At 45.5% G+C, this 17,799-nt stretch carries 18 protein-coding genes; 10 read left to right on the top strand and 8 right to left on the bottom strand.

Features of this window, described 5'->3' with window-relative positions; translation table 11 throughout:
- Nucleotides 1–24: 24 nt before the first annotated feature.
- Both D2V05_RS17185 and D2V05_RS17180 read right to left on the bottom strand, forming a co-directional pair.
- Nucleotides 25–1,482, bottom strand: coding sequence for a Gfo/Idh/MocA family protein (locus D2V05_RS17185; RefSeq protein WP_119648759.1), 1,458 nt, complete (start codon nt 1,480–1,482; stop codon nt 25–27).
- Nucleotides 1,483–1,690: 208 nt separating this feature from the next.
- Nucleotides 1,691–3,862 (bottom strand): endonuclease MutS2, encoded by a 2,172-nt coding sequence (locus D2V05_RS17180; protein ID WP_119648758.1) that lies wholly within the window; start codon nt 3,860–3,862, stop codon nt 1,691–1,693.
- A gap of 219 nt (nt 3,863–4,081) precedes the next feature.
- On the opposite strand from D2V05_RS17180, the gene D2V05_RS17175 reads away from it, so the two are divergent.
- The gene (locus tag D2V05_RS17175; protein ID WP_119648757.1) at nt 4,082–4,747 is read left to right on the top strand and encodes a uracil-DNA glycosylase; all 666 of its coding nucleotides are present in this window, start codon (nt 4,082–4,084) and stop codon (nt 4,745–4,747) included.
- 99 nt (nt 4,748–4,846) lie between these two features.
- On the opposite strand, the gene D2V05_RS17170 is transcribed toward D2V05_RS17175, so the two are convergent.
- From D2V05_RS17170 to D2V05_RS17150, 5 genes are all read right to left on the bottom strand, one after another.
- Nucleotides 4,847–5,695, bottom strand: a complete 849-nt coding sequence (locus tag D2V05_RS17170) for a substrate-binding domain-containing protein (protein ID WP_119648756.1) — start codon at nt 5,693–5,695, stop codon at nt 4,847–4,849.
- 71 nt (nt 5,696–5,766) lie between these two features.
- The gene (locus D2V05_RS17165) at nt 5,767–6,651 is read right to left on the bottom strand and encodes a nucleoside phosphorylase (RefSeq protein ID WP_119648755.1); all 885 of its coding nucleotides are present in this window, start codon (nt 6,649–6,651) and stop codon (nt 5,767–5,769) included.
- Between the two features lie 3 nt (nt 6,652–6,654).
- Nucleotides 6,655–7,587 carry a DUF1835 domain-containing protein gene (locus tag D2V05_RS17160; RefSeq protein WP_119648754.1) on the bottom strand — a complete coding sequence of 311 codons (933 nt, stop codon included), beginning with the start codon at nt 7,585–7,587 and terminating at the stop codon, nt 6,655–6,657.
- A 143-nt stretch (nt 7,588–7,730) separates the two neighbouring features.
- Complete coding sequence (locus tag D2V05_RS17155) at nt 7,731–8,060, bottom strand: translation initiation factor (RefSeq protein ID WP_119648753.1); 330 nt, start codon at nt 8,058–8,060, stop codon at nt 7,731–7,733.
- 4 nt (nt 8,061–8,064) lie between these two features.
- The gene (locus tag D2V05_RS17150; RefSeq protein WP_119648752.1) at nt 8,065–9,015 is read right to left on the bottom strand and encodes an isopenicillin N synthase family dioxygenase; all 951 of its coding nucleotides are present in this window, start codon (nt 9,013–9,015) and stop codon (nt 8,065–8,067) included.
- 110 nt (nt 9,016–9,125) lie between these two features.
- On the opposite strand from D2V05_RS17150, the gene D2V05_RS17145 reads away from it, so the two are divergent.
- From D2V05_RS17145 to D2V05_RS17115, 7 genes are all read left to right on the top strand, one after another.
- Nucleotides 9,126–11,102, top strand: coding sequence for an alpha-ketoacid dehydrogenase subunit alpha/beta (locus D2V05_RS17145; protein ID WP_119648751.1), 1,977 nt, complete (start codon nt 9,126–9,128; stop codon nt 11,100–11,102).
- 89 nt (nt 11,103–11,191) lie between these two features.
- The gene (locus D2V05_RS17140) at nt 11,192–11,677 is read left to right on the top strand and encodes a lipocalin-like domain-containing protein (RefSeq protein WP_119641512.1); all 486 of its coding nucleotides are present in this window, start codon (nt 11,192–11,194) and stop codon (nt 11,675–11,677) included.
- Between the two features lie 4 nt (nt 11,678–11,681).
- Nucleotides 11,682–12,374 carry a YiaD family glycine zipper/OmpA-like lipoprotein gene (locus D2V05_RS17135; RefSeq protein ID WP_119648750.1) on the top strand — a complete coding sequence of 231 codons (693 nt, stop codon included), beginning with the start codon at nt 11,682–11,684 and terminating at the stop codon, nt 12,372–12,374.
- Between the two features lie 172 nt (nt 12,375–12,546).
- Complete coding sequence (locus D2V05_RS17130) at nt 12,547–12,879, top strand: hypothetical protein (protein WP_119648749.1); 333 nt, start codon at nt 12,547–12,549, stop codon at nt 12,877–12,879.
- Between the two features lie 112 nt (nt 12,880–12,991).
- Nucleotides 12,992–13,909 carry an EamA family transporter gene (locus tag D2V05_RS17125; RefSeq protein ID WP_119648748.1) on the top strand — a complete coding sequence of 306 codons (918 nt, stop codon included), beginning with the start codon at nt 12,992–12,994 and terminating at the stop codon, nt 13,907–13,909.
- A gap of 66 nt (nt 13,910–13,975) precedes the next feature.
- Nucleotides 13,976–14,530 (top strand): DUF4251 domain-containing protein, encoded by a 555-nt coding sequence (locus D2V05_RS17120; RefSeq protein ID WP_119648747.1) that lies wholly within the window; start codon nt 13,976–13,978, stop codon nt 14,528–14,530.
- Nucleotides 14,531–14,624: 94 nt separating this feature from the next.
- Entirely contained in the window at nt 14,625–15,809 is a 1,185-nt protein-coding gene (locus D2V05_RS17115; protein ID WP_119648746.1) for a PQQ-dependent sugar dehydrogenase, read from the top strand.
- Between the two features lie 7 nt (nt 15,810–15,816).
- Here D2V05_RS17115 and D2V05_RS17110 read toward each other — a convergent pair whose 3' ends face one another.
- The gene (locus D2V05_RS17110) at nt 15,817–16,113 is read right to left on the bottom strand and encodes a hypothetical protein (protein WP_119648745.1); all 297 of its coding nucleotides are present in this window, start codon (nt 16,111–16,113) and stop codon (nt 15,817–15,819) included.
- A 633-nt stretch (nt 16,114–16,746) separates the two neighbouring features.
- Here D2V05_RS17110 and D2V05_RS17105 point away from each other — a divergent pair.
- Together D2V05_RS17105 and D2V05_RS17100 are read left to right on the top strand one after the other, a co-directional pair.
- Entirely contained in the window at nt 16,747–17,292 is a 546-nt protein-coding gene (locus tag D2V05_RS17105) for a carboxymuconolactone decarboxylase family protein (protein ID WP_119648744.1), read from the top strand.
- A 34-nt stretch (nt 17,293–17,326) separates the two neighbouring features.
- Nucleotides 17,327–17,794 (top strand): YHS domain-containing (seleno)protein, encoded by a 468-nt coding sequence (locus tag D2V05_RS17100; protein ID WP_220473576.1) that lies wholly within the window; start codon nt 17,327–17,329, stop codon nt 17,792–17,794.
- Nucleotides 17,795–17,799: the final 5 nt, after the last annotated feature.

Raw genomic sequence — 17,799 nt, 5'->3', positions numbered from 1 at the left:
TGATATGGTTTTTGTTCCAATCGGTTACATTTCCCATCCTTCTCGATAGGTACGGGTAACAAACTGGTTGGCATCCTCAAAGTTGGTAATTTTCATGTTGTCGCCATCCCAAATCAGTTTTCTTCTTCCATAAAATTCCATCTGACCTTCTGGGTTTTCTTTGCGTAACATATAACTACGTATGGCCAAGTTGCCCATCAAAACCGTTTCTGTCATAGGTCCGGCATAGTCAAAAGAAGAGGTAAGTCCTAGGTGTTCCTCACTTCCAAACCCTGCTTTGCAGGCATCTACCCACTTGCGTTGGTGGCCGTATTCCGGTTCAGGCATATCTTCTACTTCGGGACCGAATTCAGTGGTACCATCGTTCAAATATAATTTGGGTGTCAACGGAGAACTGTCATTGATATTGGTAGAAATCACACCGTTTTCACCATGGATCAATACGCCATTATAACTACCTGGGCCTCCAATATCACTGTCGGCGGGAATAATTTCTGGATGGGATGGACGTATACCACCATCGCTCCAAGTCATGATCAATGGAGATCCTGTTTTGTCCGTAGCTTCATAACTTAAGGTGATGAAGGAAGATGCAGGACAACCTTCTGGATGGTAATCTGGGGTCCACATTTGGGAGAACACCGTACCTACGCTACATTCAGCAGAGGTGGGATAACCCAATTTCAAGGTTCGGTATGGAATGTCCACCAAGTGACAACCAACATCTCCTAAGGCACCGGTACCGTAATCCCACCATCCTCTCCAGTTGAAAGGATGTAGGTTAGGGGTGTAGGGCTTCATGGGTGCTGGGCCTAACCACAGGTTCCAATCCAAATCTGCAGGCTTGCTTGCTGGGTCTGGTTCGGGCATGGCATATCCTTGAGGCCAAACGGGCCTATTGGTCCAAATTTCCACTTTGGTGATTTTTCCCAATGATCCGGAATCCACCCATTTTTGGACCATGCCCAGAAGTGGGTTAGATCCCCCTTGGTTCCCCATCTGGGTCACTACTTGTTTGTCTCTTGCCATTTGGGTCAAGATACGTGCTTCACGGATGTTGTGGGTCAAAGGTTTTTGCACATATACGTGTTTGCCCAGTCCCATGGCATAGGCAGCAGCTGGACCGTGCACATGATCTGGTGTACTGATGGTGACGGCATCAATGCCTTTCATCTTATCCAGCATTTCACGATAATCATTGAACAGTTTGGCTTTTGGGAAACGTTCCACCGACCTTTTGGCAGAACCGGAAAAATCGACATCGCAAAGCGCCACTACGCGTTCACGGCCGTCCACCGAGGCATTTGCAATATCACTGGCACCTTTACCGCCCGCTCCAATGGCCGCCAAATGCAGGCGGTCACTAGGGGCCAAATAACCAGGGCCACCGAGTACATGGCGTGGCACAATAAAAATGCTAGAGGCCATTGCGGTGTTTTTAATGAAGTTTCGTCTAGTTGTGGAGGATGCTTTTTCTTTCATCTTTTTACGTGATTGTCATAGAAGTTTGGACAACAAGGTAAAAAAATAATAACGAGAATGTTGTTCATTTCACAAGGATAATGTGAAAATTCATGAATGATATGATCCGTTGGTCTTCGATGGGTTATAATTGGCAAAAAAATAGCACTTATCACAGGGAGATTTCGCATGGGTCATCATACCCCTCATTTTGAAATGACGTTTAGGTTTATTTTTTGGCCTCCACCAGTTCCAATTGGTCCACACTCACATTGGTGGTGAACATACCATAATTGACCACGGCCTTTCCTTTTTCAAGGGTATCGATGCTGCCCACCGCTTTACCGTCCATCATACGGACGCGGTCGCCAATTTTGAACACGGGACGGGGTTTGTTCTTTTCGGCTTGAACTTCCTTTTTCTTCTTGATCTTTTTCTCTACCCGAACCTGTTTGATTTCCTGTTCCAGTTCTTGGGCGACTTGTTTTTGCTGATTCTGCTTTTCCTTGGCTTTTTTGGCTGAAGTCTTCTTGCGCTTGCTGTTCTCGGTCTCCACAATCCGAAGCAATTCCGAAATCAGAGGGCGTTTTTTGTGATCAATGAAATATTGTTCCGCAATCGTATTGACTTTATTGCCCAATTGAATCATCCGTTGGTTGTGGTCGTACAGTTCTTGGTAGCTCTCCAATTTGGTCTTTATCTTGGAGTTGAGTTGTTCCAATCGATCTGCCTCTTCCCGGGCCTTGGTTTCCTCTTCCTGGAGTCGGGTTCCCGTTTGCACCATTTTGCTACGTTCTTTTTGCAGTTTGGCAATGGTGGCATCAAAACGGACCTTGCCCCGTTCAATTTTCTTTTTGGCCTTGTTGATCAAAGAGTAGGGGATACCGTTTTTTTGGGCTACCTCAAATGTGAAGGAACTACCTGCTTCGCCTAATACCAATTGAAAAGTGGGTTCCAGGGTTTTGGAATTGAAGAGCATATTGGCATTGGTGGCATGAGGCAATTCGTTGGCCAGTGCCTTCAAATTGGCATAATGGGTGGTGATGACACCGTAGGCTTCACGTTCGTAAAACACTTCCAAAAAAGCTTCGGCCAGGGCGCCCCCCAATTCAGGGTCACTACCCGTACCGAACTCATCAATCAAGAATAAGGTTTCGTTATTGCACTTCTTTAAGAAGTGGTTCATGTTCTTGAGTCGATAACTGTATGTACTTAAATGATTTTCAATGGATTGATTGTCTCCAATATCCGTCAAGATTTTATCGAACAAGCACACGGAACTACGCTCGTGCACGGGAATCAACATGCCACTTTGAAGCATCACCTGCAACAGGCCAATGGTTTTTAAAGTGATGCTTTTTCCCCCGGCATTAGGCCCGGAAATAACGATGATACGGTTTTCTGGATGTAGTTTGATGGTCTGCGGCCAGGTCTTTTCCAGCTTTCGCTTGTTGGAAAGATAGAGCAGGGGATGATAGGCCTCTCGGAGATACAATTCCCTAGTCCCGTTGATTTCCGGAAGCACCCCGTTCATCTCATTGGCGTATTTGGCCTTGGCAGCGGTGATATCAACATCCGTCAAATATGCCTGATATTCCCTGAGCAAAATGGCAAAGGGCCTGATTTGATCAGTGAGTTGGTTGAGGATGCGTTGGATTTCCTCCTTTTCTTCAAATTCGAGGTTGTTGAGCTCCCGGGCATAGGCCAAAGTGGTTTCCGGTACAATGTACACGATGCTTCCTGTTTTGGAAGTACCCATCACGGTACCCTTCACTTTTTTTCGGTGCATGGCCTTAACAGCCAAAACCCTTCGATTTTCTACCACGGACTCCCGAATCTCATCCAAAAAGTCCAAGGATTGGTAACGCCCCAAGGCGGCCCCGAAACTTTGGTTGATCTTGCCCCGAACTTCGTTGATTTGGCTTCGGATGTGTCTTAGTTCGTCAGAAGCGGTGTCCTTGATTTCCCCAAATTTATCGATGACGACATCAATGGCCTCCGGAATCTCAGTGTTGTACTCCAGTACTTCCGACTTTTGGAACAACAGCGGATAGTATTCCTTGAATTTTTTCAAAAACTTCTGGTGGATGGTGACCGTTTTGCAGATGCTTCCAATTTTTCGAAAACCTGCCACCTCCAAGGTGCTGTTCTCAATCTTTAAAAGTCCCAATTCGGGGTTGATTTGGTCGAATCCGTGATTGGGAATACGGTTGTCATTGGAAAACGATGCCAAGTATTCGGAAGTTTGGCCCAAACGCTCCAACAAATCCTCCCTATTTGGGATGGGGACAATATCCAAAGCCTGTTCCTTGCCCAATTCGGTATTGCACCGGGCAGAAATCTGTTGTAATACCGTCGGGAACTCGAGGTCTTGAAGTGTTTTGGGGTGAATATTATGCATCTTTTTTCGCTAGCAGCGCAAAGATAGGATTTTGTATGAAGTGGTCATGTAAAACGGCATGCAATGCTTACATTTGAGGATTCCTGTCTTGCTTCAAAAATAAATAGTATGAAGAACGACCATACATTGATCTATGTGATTGCCGGTATTATTTTGCTCCATTTTGTGGCGGGTATTGCTTATTTGATCTACAAATTGACCAAAAAGAAGTAATCGGCTATGGACGTGAATATAGAACCTAGCTGGAAAGCACACTTAAAACCAGAGTTCGAAAAACCTTATTTTCAACAATTGGCGCAATTTGTAAAGCAGGAATATCAGCAAAGCACCTGTTACCCAAAGGGTAAGGATATTTTTTCCGCTTTTGACCATTGCCCTTTCCAAGAAACCAAAGTGGTCATCATTGGTCAAGATCCATATCATGGCCCTGGGCAGGCCAACGGCCTTTGTTTTTCGGTGAAGGACGGGATTCCGCACCCACCTTCCTTGGTCAATATTTTCAAGGAAATCAAAACGGATGTTGAAAAGCCCTATCCCGCCAGTGGTAATTTGGAACGTTGGGCGGATCAGGGGGTACTATTGTTGAATGCCACCCTGACCGTACGGGCCCATCAAGCGGGAAGCCACCAGAACAAAGGTTGGGAAACCTTTACCGATGCCGTGATCAAAACGGTATCTGCCGAGTTGGAAGGGGTTGTTTTTCTTCTATGGGGCGGTTTTGCCAAAAAGAAGGCAGCTTTGATCGATAAATCGAAACATCATATCCTTACTTCAGGGCATCCATCACCCCTGAGTGCCAATAGGGGACTTTGGTTCGGGAACAACCACTTTAGCAAGACCAATGCATTATTGAACCGCATGGGAAAACCTGCCATTGATTGGTAGTTGGTTTCAATATTTGGAATATTGGATTTTTTGATGGTTGGATTCTTTAAAAAAAACAAGGTGGCTGAGCGTAGTCGAAGCCACTGTAATGTTTGGCTGTTAATCCCAAAGAAATTCTGATGCGTCCTTGATTTGTTCTATCAACTTAAGGTCGAACAACCTTTTCTGGACCTCGTTCAGGGTTTCCGTGGTTAGTTGTTCTTGGCCCCATGAGGCTTTCGAAAGCCACTGTTGAATATCTTCCAATTTTTGTTCATATCGATTGGCCAAGGTTCTATCTATGCTCGGAATCTGTTTGAATTCTTCCGTATAGGTATTGATGACCTCTAGAATATGCCGTAACAATCCCGAATGGGCTTCTAGAAATGCATTGGTGGCGGCAATCACAAAACACGGCCATGGGGTAGGGCAATCGCCCACTCTTTTGAATATACCCTGGTCCACCAAAGGTTTAGTGGTGAAGTGTTCCCACATGAAATAGGCATTGGAACCCGAAGTCAAGTTTTCCACGGCACCATCAAGATTGTTGATGATTTCGAATTGAAGTTTTTTGGTGTCCCAGCCTTGGTTTTGCGCATTGATATAGGCCATGAGGTGGCTGCCACTTCCCAAGCGACTAATGGCTACTTTGTCGTTCTCAATATCCTTGATGGAATTCCTTGTACTACCTGCAGCCACATGGATGCCCCAAAGCAAGGGGGAGGCCACGAAGACTTGTACAATCTTACTGGGATTGCCCTGCGAAATGCTTTTGACCATACCTTCGGTCAAAATGATGGCCAGATCGGTTTCCTCGTCCTGGAGCATTTGGGCCATTTTTCCGGTGCCTTCAGGTACATCGGTCCAATCCAGTTGGATGCCGCGATCTTCAAAGGCGCTATCTTCCATAGCAAGGTGCCAAGGAAGGTTGAAATGCTCGGGAACCCCAATGATTTTTACTTTTTTCATGTAGGCAATTTGTTGAGTATTCTAAAATATAGATTCCAATCGGTATTTTTTTAAAAACAGCCTTTTAAAAATTATACCAGTTGACTTTGTGCTATTTTTTCTAGAGTGTATTGGATCAATGCATCTATGGACTGCCTACCTTGTTTGGAAAATTCCTTGTTGGGTCTGTTGGCCAATATCACGTTGAGGGAAATAGAGCGGTGTCCAAGCATTTTGGCAAGTCCGTACATGGCGGCTGTCTCCATTTCAAGGTTCGTAATACGTTGATCTTGATAAGAAAACGATGCCAATTTTTCATTGAAATCGGGAATCTTGGTCTGTAGGCGAAGCGACCTTCCCTGAGGACCATAAAAACCTGAATTAGTGCCTGTTATTCCGAATCGTATACGATTTGAGGAAAAAATATCAATCAAATCAGGGTCGGCATCAGCCACATAAGGATGGATGTTATGCCTATCCCAGCCCAAATAATCGTTGATCGTTTGTTCCAATGCCTCATTCCTCACGTGTCCAGACTCATAAAAGTGCAAAAGACCATCAAAACCAATACCAGAGGTGCTCATTAAGAAAGAGTCAACCGGGATATCTGTCTGGATGGATCCTGAAGTACCGACACGTATAATATTCAACTGTGTTTTTTGGTCCTTTATCTTCCTGCTTTGAAAATCAATGTTGGCAAGGGCATCCAATTCGTTGAAAACAATATCGATATTGTCCGTTCCGATACCTGTGGAAAGCACCATAATCCGTTTTCCCGCATAATGACCGGTATGGGTCACAAATTCCCTTTTGGTTTTTTGGATTTCGATGGAATCAAAGTGTTGGGACACCTGTGAAACGCGTCCAGGATCACCAACAGTAATGATGATAGGGGAAATATCCTCAGGTAGGAGGTTGAGATGGTAAATGCTGCCATCAGGGTTCAGAATAAGTTCTGAGCTGCCCAAAGAGGCCATTCTCTAGAGTTTTAAGATGCGGTTTGTTTCCGTATTATATAGGAAGTTATACTTTAAAGAACCGCCTAAATACATTTGATTATCACGTATTTGGGAATAATAGTTGGTTTCTTGCTTCAGTACTTCCATACCCTTTTTTGTCAATTTGACAGGGCTGAAGGAATTGAAAAGAGGTTTTAGGGTGGTAACGATTCTTTCGTACTGTGTATCACCAAAACCGTAGTAGCCTTGGTTGGTAATCAATTCACCCATCAATTCCGCTTTGGATTTAGGTTTCATTTCTGCGGCCACCTGCAGCACATGGTTTTCCAAGTCATTTAAACCATTTTTGATGGTCGGGAAGCGTTTCAAATGTGTTTTGAGGGCATCGGATAGGTATTCAAACTGAAAATCGTTGTTGGCAATCTGGTTTTCCAATCGGATGGGGTTGTCGCTACAGTACAATTGCCATATGTAATCAGCGTATTCAATATCGTCCTGGGAAAGAATGGTCCTGTTTTCATAGAGCTGAAGCAATTTCTCATCACTTAACTCATTGAGGCCATATAATTTTTCCGAACCGTCTTCCTTGCCACTGCAGACCAAAGAAATTTCTGCATGTCTCCTGTGGGTCTTCAGCCAACTCAGTACGGCAAGCATGTTGATCTGGCAAAAAAGGTCGTATTCAAACCATAAAACAATATGGTCTTGCTGCTTGTGGTTACAAAGGGAACGGTACTCTTTCAATGTTTTTTCAACAAACCACGACTTGGTAATCTTGTAGTTTTTGTTCAGGAATTCGAACCGGGTCTTCCAGAATGACTCGCTTCCTACGGCACAAAGGGTCTTGCCTTCGCATAGCATTTCCCGCCAGGTAATAATGTCTCCTTTCACTTCTAGAGACTCTAGTCTAGACGTGAAGCTGTCCCCGTTGGTGATGTGCAACAGTGATTTCATTTTCAGCTTAGTTTTCGTTGGTTAGGAAGAATAAAAGTAAGACTTAAACGATGAACACAAAAATTTTTTCACAAAACATTGATAGTCAATAGTTCTTTTTTAACATAGGGCGGGAAATTGTAACACCTTGTTCAAAATTCAGATTATCCACCGACCCTTTTCACGGAAAATCCGTTTTCCTTTAGGAAATCCATGATTTTGTCCCTGTAATCGCCCTGGATAATGATGGTCTCCTTTTTAAAACTGCCACCCACGCCCAAATATGATTTCAGGTCTTTGGCCAGTTTCTTGAAATCACTATCGGCCCCATTGTAGCCCTCCAAAATGGTCACTGGTTTTCCCTTTCGCTTTTCATATTTGCAAATAATGGGATCGTCCTGAAGCCAGTAGGAAGGTTCGTTGTTTTCCTGATTGGGTTTTTCCTCGGATACATGGTCAGGGAAGAGGTTTTTGAGCTGGTCCTTCAAGTCCATATCCTTATTTTTTGATCAATCCCAGTTCGATTAATCGTTCGTGCAGGTATTCGCCTGCCGTGGTGTCTTCAAACCCTTTGGGATGTTCGGCATCGATACAGTTTTCCAAACAGTTCAGGGGCATCTCGCTAATCGGGTGCATAAAGAACGGAATGGAATAGCGTGACGTACCCCACAACTCCCTTGGCGGATTCACCACTTGGTGTATAGTCGATTTCAATTTATTGTTGGACAATCGGGAAAGCATGTCTCCTACATTGATCATCAATTGATCGGGTCTGGCAATGGCATCCACCCATTCCCCTTCGTGGTTCTGTACCTGCAATCCCTTGCCATGGGCGCCCATAAGTAAGGTAATCAGGTTAATGTCGCCATGGGCCGCTGCACGAACGGCATTTTTGGGTTCCGTGGTGATGGGAGGGTAGTGGATGGGCCTTAAAATGGAATTCCCGTTTTTGATATATTCATCAAAATAGGTTTCTTCCAGTCCCAAATGCAGGGCAAGGGCCCTTAACACATATTTTGCGGTCTTCTCCAGCATTTTATAGGTTTCCTTTCCAACCTTGTTGAAATCGGGAAGCTCATCTACCATCACATTGGCCGGATATTCCTTTTCCAGCCTTGGATTGTCCTCCACATATTGACCGAAATGCCAAAATTCTTTCAGGTCACCTTCCTTTTTGCCTTTGGCATGTTCCTTTCCGAAAGAGGTGTAGCCTCTTTGTCCTCCAATGCCCTCTATTTCATATTTGTCCTTGACCTCTTGTGGTAATTGGAAGAATGCTTTGATTTCCGAATAGAGTTCGTCCACCAATTCGTCGGACAAAAAATGACCGCTCAGGGCCACGAATCCGATATCCTCGAAAGCGGCACCGATCTCTTTGACAAATTTTTCCTTTCTGGCTGGGTCCCCTGAGACAAAATCCTCAAGGTTTACACTAGGTATGGCACTCATGTTGTCATTTTTGGAATAATGTCAAAAGTAAGGAATAATGCCGAACGTTTTGGAAATTTGAAGGAAGATGGATGCCTTTTTACTACTTTTATCCTGTTGAATTTTTATCTATGAGATATCATATTGGCGACCTGGAAGAGCAAAGGCTGCTGGATTTGTATACCGGGATGTTAAAGCCCAGGATGATAGAGGAAAAAATGCTGATCCTGTTGCGGCAGGGCAAGATTTCCAAGTGGTTCAGTGGTATTGGACAGGAAGCCATTTCGGTTGGGGTCACGCAGGCCCTGAAGGATAGTGAGTACATATTGCCCATGCACCGAAATCTGGGTGTTTTCACTTCGCGAAACATTCCCCTTAACCGACTTTTTGCACAATGGCAAGGGAAACAGAGTGGTTTTACCCAGGGTAGGGACCGCAGTTTCCATTTTGGTACCCAAGAATACAAGATTGTGGGGATGATCTCCCATTTAGGTCCCCAGTTGGGGGTGGCCGATGGTATTGCCTTGGCGGACATGCTTCGAAGAAAAAAGCGGGTGACGGCAGTTTTTACTGGTGAAGGCGCTACTAGTGAAGGGGATTTCCACGAAGCCTTGAACGTGGCCTCTGTCTGGAACCTTCCCGTACTATTTTGTATTGAGAACAATGGTTATGGACTATCCACACCTACCAATGAACAATACAACTGTGAAACCTTGGCCGATCGTGCCAAGGGATATGGTATGGAATCCCGCGTAATCGATGGCAATAACATTTTGGAGGTCTATTCCAAAATCGATGAATTGTGCAAGGCCATACGAAGGAGGCCGAGACCGGTCTTGGTGGAATTCAAGACGTTTCGCATGCGCGGCCATGAAGAAGCCAGTGGTACCAAATACGTTCCTGAAAAGTTGATGAAGGAGTGGGGTAAGAAGGACCCGATTGCCAATTACGAGGCTTTTCTATTGGATCAAGGAGTGCTCACTTCCGAAAAAATTGAGCGATTGAAAGCTGGTATTTCTGAAGAAATCAATGTGAATTTGGATCTGGCTTTTGAAGAATCCCCAGTTTTATTCAATGAAACCAAGGAATTAAATGAGGTATATCAAGAATTTGATTATCAAGAAATAAAGCCTAATTCTGAAGTAAAGAACATTCGCTTTGTGGATGCCATATCCGAAGGATTGGAGCAATCCATGTACCGGCATAACGAACTCATCATCATGGGGCAGGACATTGCGGATTATGGTGGGGTTTTCAAGATTACAGAAGGGTTCGTGCCCAAGTTTGGCAAGAGCCGGGTTCGGAATACCCCCATTTGTGAATCGGCCATCGTATCCGCGGCCATGGGGCTTTCCATCAACGGGATGAAGGCCATGGTGGAAATGCAGTTTGCTGATTTTGTAAGCTCTGGATTCAACCCCATTGTGAACTATTTGGCCAAGGTTCATTACCGTTGGAATGAAAAAGCGGATGTTGTGGTACGCATGCCCTGCGGGGGTGGAGTAGGGGCCGGACCCTTTCATTCCCAGACCAATGAGGCATGGTTTACCAAAACCCCTGGACTCAAAGTGGTGTACCCTTCCTCACCTTATGATGCCAAAGGATTGTTGAACACGGCTATCAATGATCCCAATCCCGTTCTGTTCTTTGAACACAAGGGGCTGTACCGAAGCGTCTATGGTGATGTGCCGACCGATTATTACACGCTGCCTTTTGGTAAGGCCAATGTGTTACGGGAAGGGAAGTCCATCACTGTTGTGACCTACGGTGCGGGGGTGCATTGGGCCTCGGAAATATTGGACCAAAATCCGGAAATTGAAGCCGATCTTTTAGATTTACGTACCCTTCAACCTCTGGATATGGAAGCGGTTTTTGCTTCGGTCAAGAAAACAGGAAAACTCATTATTTTACAGGAAGACACCTTGTTCGGGGGTATTGCAAGCGATATTTCCGCTATGGTGATGGAGGAATGTTTCCCTTATCTGGATGCTCCTGTCAAACGAGTCGGAAGTTTGGAGACCCCGGTTCCCTTTGCCAAGGCTTTAGAAGAAAATTATCTTCCCAATAAGCGTTTTGAACAAGTTTTGTTGGAACTTTACGCCTATTGAAAAAGAATGAATTAATCATTTTTTGATTTTTATAACAACTATATTTACGCCCCATTTCGTATCTTTTATTGAACATTAACTTAATTCTTATGATTAAAAAGTCATTTCTACTATTAGCAGTGATGGGAATTTTCCTCTCATCATGTTCCGTGTCCAAAAGCGCAAGGGACCAAAGAAACCTTCTTAGCGGCACTTGGAATCTGGACAACGTACATTACGAAAACAATTCCGGTAATTTTAAATCCGTCATTTTTAACGATGCAGAAGACATCTGCTTCGAGGACAGTGAGTGGTTCTTCAGGGACAACAACAGTACAGGTCGGTATACCATCCGCCAAAGTACCTTGTGTCAAGGAGGCGATCGCTTTTTCAGATGGTCGGTTGTGGAGCCTTCACAAAACTACAGCAGCCAATTGCAGTTTAAGTTCATCGACGAAAATCGCAAGGACATTTCCGGCGGTTATGGCTATCGTTTGAATATTGTGAGCCTAACACCCCAGAACATGACCCTGAAGTCCAACGTTACGGTAGACGGGCAACCCGTTACCATTGTTTACGAATTCTCAAAAAAATAACTACATGAAAAAGATATTATTGAAAGGAACCACAGCTGTTTTGGCCTTGAGCCTTATCCTGAGCTGTGATGCGATCAAAAATGCTAACAACACCCAAAAAGGAGCTGCCATCGGTGCCGGTAGTGGCGCTGTCATTGGGGGAGTCATCGGTAACAATGTTGGAAAAGGGAACACTGCCCTTGGAGCCATTATTGGTGCCGTGGTGGGCGGGGCTGCCGGAGGGTATATTGGTAACCGCATGGACAGACAGGCCGAACGTATCGAGGAAGAGATTCCAGGTGCGGAAGTGCAGCGTGTAGGTGAAGGGATCAACGTAACCTTTAGTGGTGAGAACGGGGTGTATTTTGATACCAACAAATCCGATATCAAGGGAACCTCTGCCACTACCTTGGACAAATTGGCCGGTATCTTCAAAGAATACCCAAAAACCAATATTTTGGTGGAAGGCCATACGGATAGTGACGGAGCGGCAGAATACAACTTGGGACTATCCCAACGTAGAGCACAAGCCGTGACGGCTTATTTGGTAGGCAAAGGAATCTCCAGTGGAAGGTTCACCACCAAATGGTATGGTGAAGATCAGCCCATTGCCAGTAACGAAACTGCGGAGGGCAAGGCCCAAAACAGACGTGTAGAGTTGGCCATCATCGCCAGTGATGAGTTGAAGCAGGAAGCTTACGAAAAGACCGAAAACTAGGTCTGGTTTACAATACCTTAATATTCAGGCCCGATGCCATTTGGCATCGGGCTTTTTTGTTGATCATTGTTAATTAAACCATTAAATGAAAGTTAATTAAGAAACAACTCTGTAAGATATTACCTAACTTAATGGTCGTTAAGCATCTAATCCCCAAAAACAGCGCAAAGTCATGGATCATATTGTTGAAGATAGTATCCACACCAAACAGGAACTATTGGTTCGCATGGAAAGGAACAATACCACCATACAACGACTTTCCAAAAAATTGAGCTCCTACACCTATGAGCCCAAATGTCCTTCTGACTTTGAAAAGTTTAACGCGCTCAAGAACGGTTTCAAGATATTTTCCAGACATCAAAAAGAAATCCTGGACCTTATCCAGAAACAAAAAGAGGGCATCAGCGAAGTATTGGAAATGGAAGTGAAGGAACAATTGGGAAGGTTCAAAAAACTGGAAAGCGATTTTGCGGACTACCTGCTGAATATGGGCAAGACGTTTTAGCGTTTGACCACCCGTTACAGATTGCTTTTGTTTTGTTGTAAAAGTTGCTCCCTATCTGTTTTGTACTCCTTTAAACATCCGTAATATTGCAAGGCAAACAACTTGTCTTGGAATGGGAAGATCCTCGAACTCCGCGCTGGTCATTTTAGCTTTTTTTGCCATCTACGTTATCTGGGGCTCTACCTATCTGCTGAACAAGATCGCGGTTCTGGAACTGGAACCCTTCATGCTGGCCTCCTGCCGGTTTACCACTGCCGGACTTTTTATCTTCATTTTGGCCAAGTTCATGAAGATTCCCCTCACCATTTCCAAAAAGCAATTGCTCAATACTATATTGGCCGGTGTCTTTTTTCTCAGTTTTGGGAACGGGGTAGTGGTTTGGGCACTTCGTTATGTGGATAGTGGATTTGCCGCCCTCGAAATCTCCGCCCAACCGCTCATCATTTTGTTGTTGATGCGGATGTTGCAAGGCAAAAAGATTCAACCCATGTCCGTTATTGGGGTTATTTTGGGGATTATCGGGATTTATTTGTTGGTGAGCCAAAAGCAGATCATAGCCCAGAAAGAATCCATCACGGGGATGATCATGATCTTCTTTTGCATGTTGAGTTGGGCCTACGGAAGCCTTTTTGTGGCCCGTGCCGATCTGCCTACCAACTATTTCGTGAACACCGGATATCAAATGTTCACGGCCGGACTCACATTGGCCCTCATGAGTTTGGCTTTTGGCGAGGAATGGTCTTCTCCTTTGGATTGGAGCGGTAAAGTACAGTGGTCCATGATCCTCTTGGTGGTCTTTGGCAGTATCGTCGCCTTTACCTCCTTCAATTACTTGTTGAAAGCGGTTTCCCCTGAAAAAGTAGCGACTTCCACTTATGTGAACCCTATCGTGGCCTTGCTGCTCGGCTGGTATTTTTTGGATGAACAGATTACAGTACAATCCATATTCGCGGCAACCATTTTGTTGACGGGGGTCTATTTCATCAACACCAAAAAGACCTTGGCCATTTTTGAACGGTTCAAACGTTAACACGGCGTTATTTGTCTCTGAAATCATCCTTAGATTTTGTAATTTATTGGGTCAATTTTGAATCCTATGAAAACACTATTCAAATCCATAGCACTAGTGGCCATCGTATTTGCTGCCGCATGCTCGTCCACGTACAAAGCAACCCCTGAGGAGTTGGCCGCGTTGGACCAAATGGTCACGGATAAGCATTTCGAGATAAGGGCCACTTGGGCACAACCTATGGCCAGTCAAAGCCTGAACAGTATTGCCAATGCGGGCCTATTGCCTCAAGGCAGTACCGCCAGCCGTATCGATATTGCGGGTACTGGCGGTTATCTGCGGATGGTAGGCGATAGCGTCATGGCCGACCTTCCCTATTTTGGGGAACGCCGCATGGGAGGCTATTACGATCCCAAGCAAGTGGGGATAAAGTTCAAGGGCATTCCAAAGGAATATTCCATGGAACCGGCGACCAAGGGTTCTGGTTATGTCCTCAAATTCAAGGTGAACGAAGGTACGGAGGCCTATCAGGTCGTTGCTCAATTGTTCCCCAACCGTTCGGCACGGATCGCCATGTCCAGTAGTCACCGCACCAATATATGGTACCAGGGCAATCTGTCCCCCTATGAGGAAAAAGAGTAGGATAATCACAAAAGTACCCTCGCTTGTTTTCTGCATTTCCAGCATTTTGTTTTAGCTTTAGGGAATCAAAAACCAAAAGACCTAAAACTGCAACATGAAAATTTACGATTTGACCTTTAAGTCAATAACTGTTTGTGCGCTTTCCCTAGCCGTACTTTCCTGCAATGGAAAAAAGGAAGAAGGGAAGGAAGAAAGCACCGAAGCTGAAGAAACGGTACAATCCGAAACCAGCTTGCCCCTTGATCGTCTACACTTGCCGGAAGGCTTTAAAATCGAGGTCTATGCCGAAGGTCTGGACGGCGCACGTTCTATGGCCATGGGTGACGATGGCACCCTGTTCGTAGGAACACGTAACGAGGGCGTGGTCTATGCCGTGAAGGATACCAATGGGGATTACAAGGCCGATAAGACTTATGTGATCGCCAAAGATCTGGAGCAGCCCAATGGGGTAGCCTTCAGGGATGGTGCCTTGTATGTGGCCGCGGTAAGCCGACTCTTCAAGTACCAAAACATTGAACAGCAGTTGGACAATCCACAGGAACCTGAACTGATATATGACGATTACCCGGGCAATTTCCACCACGGTTGGAAATACATCGCCTTTGGCCCCGACGACAAATTATACGTACCTGTGGGAGCACCCTGCAATATCTGCGACAGTACTTCCGTAGACCAACGCTTTGCATCCATCACCCGCATGGACCCTGACGGCAGCAACCGTGAGATCATTGCCCATGGCATCCGAAACACCGTTGGGTTTACCTGGCACCCAGAAACGGGCGAACTATGGTTTACCGACAACAACAGGGATATGATGGGCGACGATACCCCTCCGGGCGAGCTCAACCGCTTGACCGAGGTGGGCCAGCATTTTGGTTTTCCATTTTGCCATGGGGGTACCGTTCTAGATCCTGATTTTGGATCTCAACGTCCCTGTTCGGATTTTGTGCCTCCCGTACAGCCTTTGGGTGCACACGTAGCGGCCCTTGGCGTAAAGTTCGATACGGGCAGTATGTTCCCCGAGAGTTATAAGGGCCATGCCTTTATTGCAGAACACGGTTCTTGGAACCGATCCTCAAAAGTGGGGTATAGGGTTACCTTGGTGAAGTTGGACGGCAACCAAGCCGTAGGCTATGAACCTTTTATCGATGGTTGGTTGGACGAAGAATCACAAGAAGCCTTTGGAAGGCCCGTGGACCTGTTGTTCCTCAAAGATGGTTCGCTGTTGATTTCCGACGATGTGGGCGACGCCATTTACCGCGTGACCTACAAGGGGTAGAGCATCCTCATAAAAAATTACTTAAGTACTTGGGCAATGGCATTTCCTCCATTTTCCAGGTACTTTTTTTTTGCTCTTGGTCGGTGACCTCCAAAAAGATCAGGGGAAAGGCCATGGTGCCCGGAGGGACGATTTTTTCCAAGGAAAAGATCCAGCCCTTGTGCCTAAAAAGGTATTCCGTTTTGTCTTTTTTTTGGGAAACGTGGGTAGAACCACCGGTAACGATCAGGCTCGATTCTTCCAAGAGCGTTTTGGGCTTGTGCCAACAGGCGTATTGCAGGGCACCGTTCCAGAGTTCGCTCACGGCAATAATGTAGTGTTGGTTCTGGCAGAGGACCAGAATGCGTCTAATAAGGGGGTCTTGTGTGAAGATGGCTCAAGTAGGTTTTGGTTGGTTGGGACAAGATTCAAAACGCTCTGAGAGGTCCCGTATTGTGTTAGATCCGATTTCTTTTCCCCCAGTGGGCACCGTGTAGCCATCCGGCGAGGTAGAGGATAACGCCTGCGGCGACCAAACAAATTTTCTGTAAGAGGTTTATCGTTTCAAGTGTGGTCATTTTCTTTATTTTTTAACGAAGCTAACCCATACGCAATAATGTTGCATATGCAATTGACGAAAATGGGTTTTGGATTGAGGGATCATGGGTTTGCATTGATGTCATTTTGGTACGATAGGTCCTTGATATGGTCCTATTTTTTCTCATTGAGAGAATAATCATCCAAAGAGAATGTCGTCATTCCGAATGTATTTCAGAATCCCATCACATTGATGGACAAATCATGATGAGAACCTGAAACGAGTTCAGGTTGACGGGAACCTTTTTGTCCCTAAAGGGAAAAATGTCCAAGAACAAGTGACTTCTGTCCATTTTATCCCAACCACGGCCACCGCACCTTTGTAACGTCAATAATGACAATCCATTTAAAAACAAAAACTATGACACGTTTACAAGCATTGGATCCCAACGAAGCAACAGGAAGATCCAAAGAACTTTTCGAGGGCATCCAAGGCAAATTGGGCATGGTGCCGAACATGATGCGTACCATGGGCAACTCATCTGCCGTATTGGAAGGCTATTTGAACTTGAGCGATGCCTTGGGCAAAGGAACCCTTGGTGGTCGTTTGGGCGAATTGATCGCTTTGGCCGTGGCCGAGTCCAACGCCTGCAACTACTGTTTGTCCGCCCATTCCTTTATCGGGGAAAAATTGGTAAGCATCGATACCGACACCCTGCATATGGCCCGCGAAGGTCGTAACAAAGATCCCAAGATTGCTGCCGCCCTTACGTTCGCCAAGACCTTGGTGGAAAAAAGGGGTAGGGTATCTGCAGACGACGTGGAGACCGTAAAAAATGCAGGCTATACCGATGGTGCCGTGGGTGAGATCGTGGCACACGTGGCCTTGAACATTTTTACCAACTATTTCAACAATACCGCCAACACGGCTATCGATTTTCCGGTAGTGGAAGCTGAAACCGTTTAGTGTTCATTTTTTCTAATCATAAAATCCATAACAGATGAAAACCATGAAATCCATTTTTCTATTAGGGGTGGCCTTGTTCACCATGATCGGTGCCCAGGCGCAGATAGACCCCGTTGACCAGAACGGACTTGCCATTGGCGGGTACGATGTAGTGGCCTATTTCTCCGGAGCGGCCCAAAAAGGAAACAAAAGTTATATGGCCAAGCACGATGGGGCCACCTATTACTTTGCCAGCAAGGCCAACCGCGATGCCTTCACCAAGGCGCCCAGCAACTATTTGCCCCAATTTGATGGCTATTGTGCATGGGGTGTGGCGGCCAAGGACACCAAGTTTCCCATCAACCCGGAAACCTATACGGTGATCGATGGAAAATTGTACCTCTTCTTCAACGGACCTTTCAACGGGGAAGTCTTCAATACGTACGAAGATTGGGCACAACGCACCACGGAGCTTAAAAAGGCGGCACACGCCAAATGGCCCAAGGTCAAGAACAGCAAGTAGTTTTA

It is taken from the genome of Flagellimonas pelagia (assembly GCF_003584135.1).
GTDB lineage: Bacteria > Bacteroidota > Bacteroidia > Flavobacteriales > Flavobacteriaceae > Flagellimonas > Flagellimonas pelagia.
The sequence above is the reverse complement of the archived record's forward strand: the minus strand, read 5'-3'. Positions and strand labels throughout refer to the sequence as shown.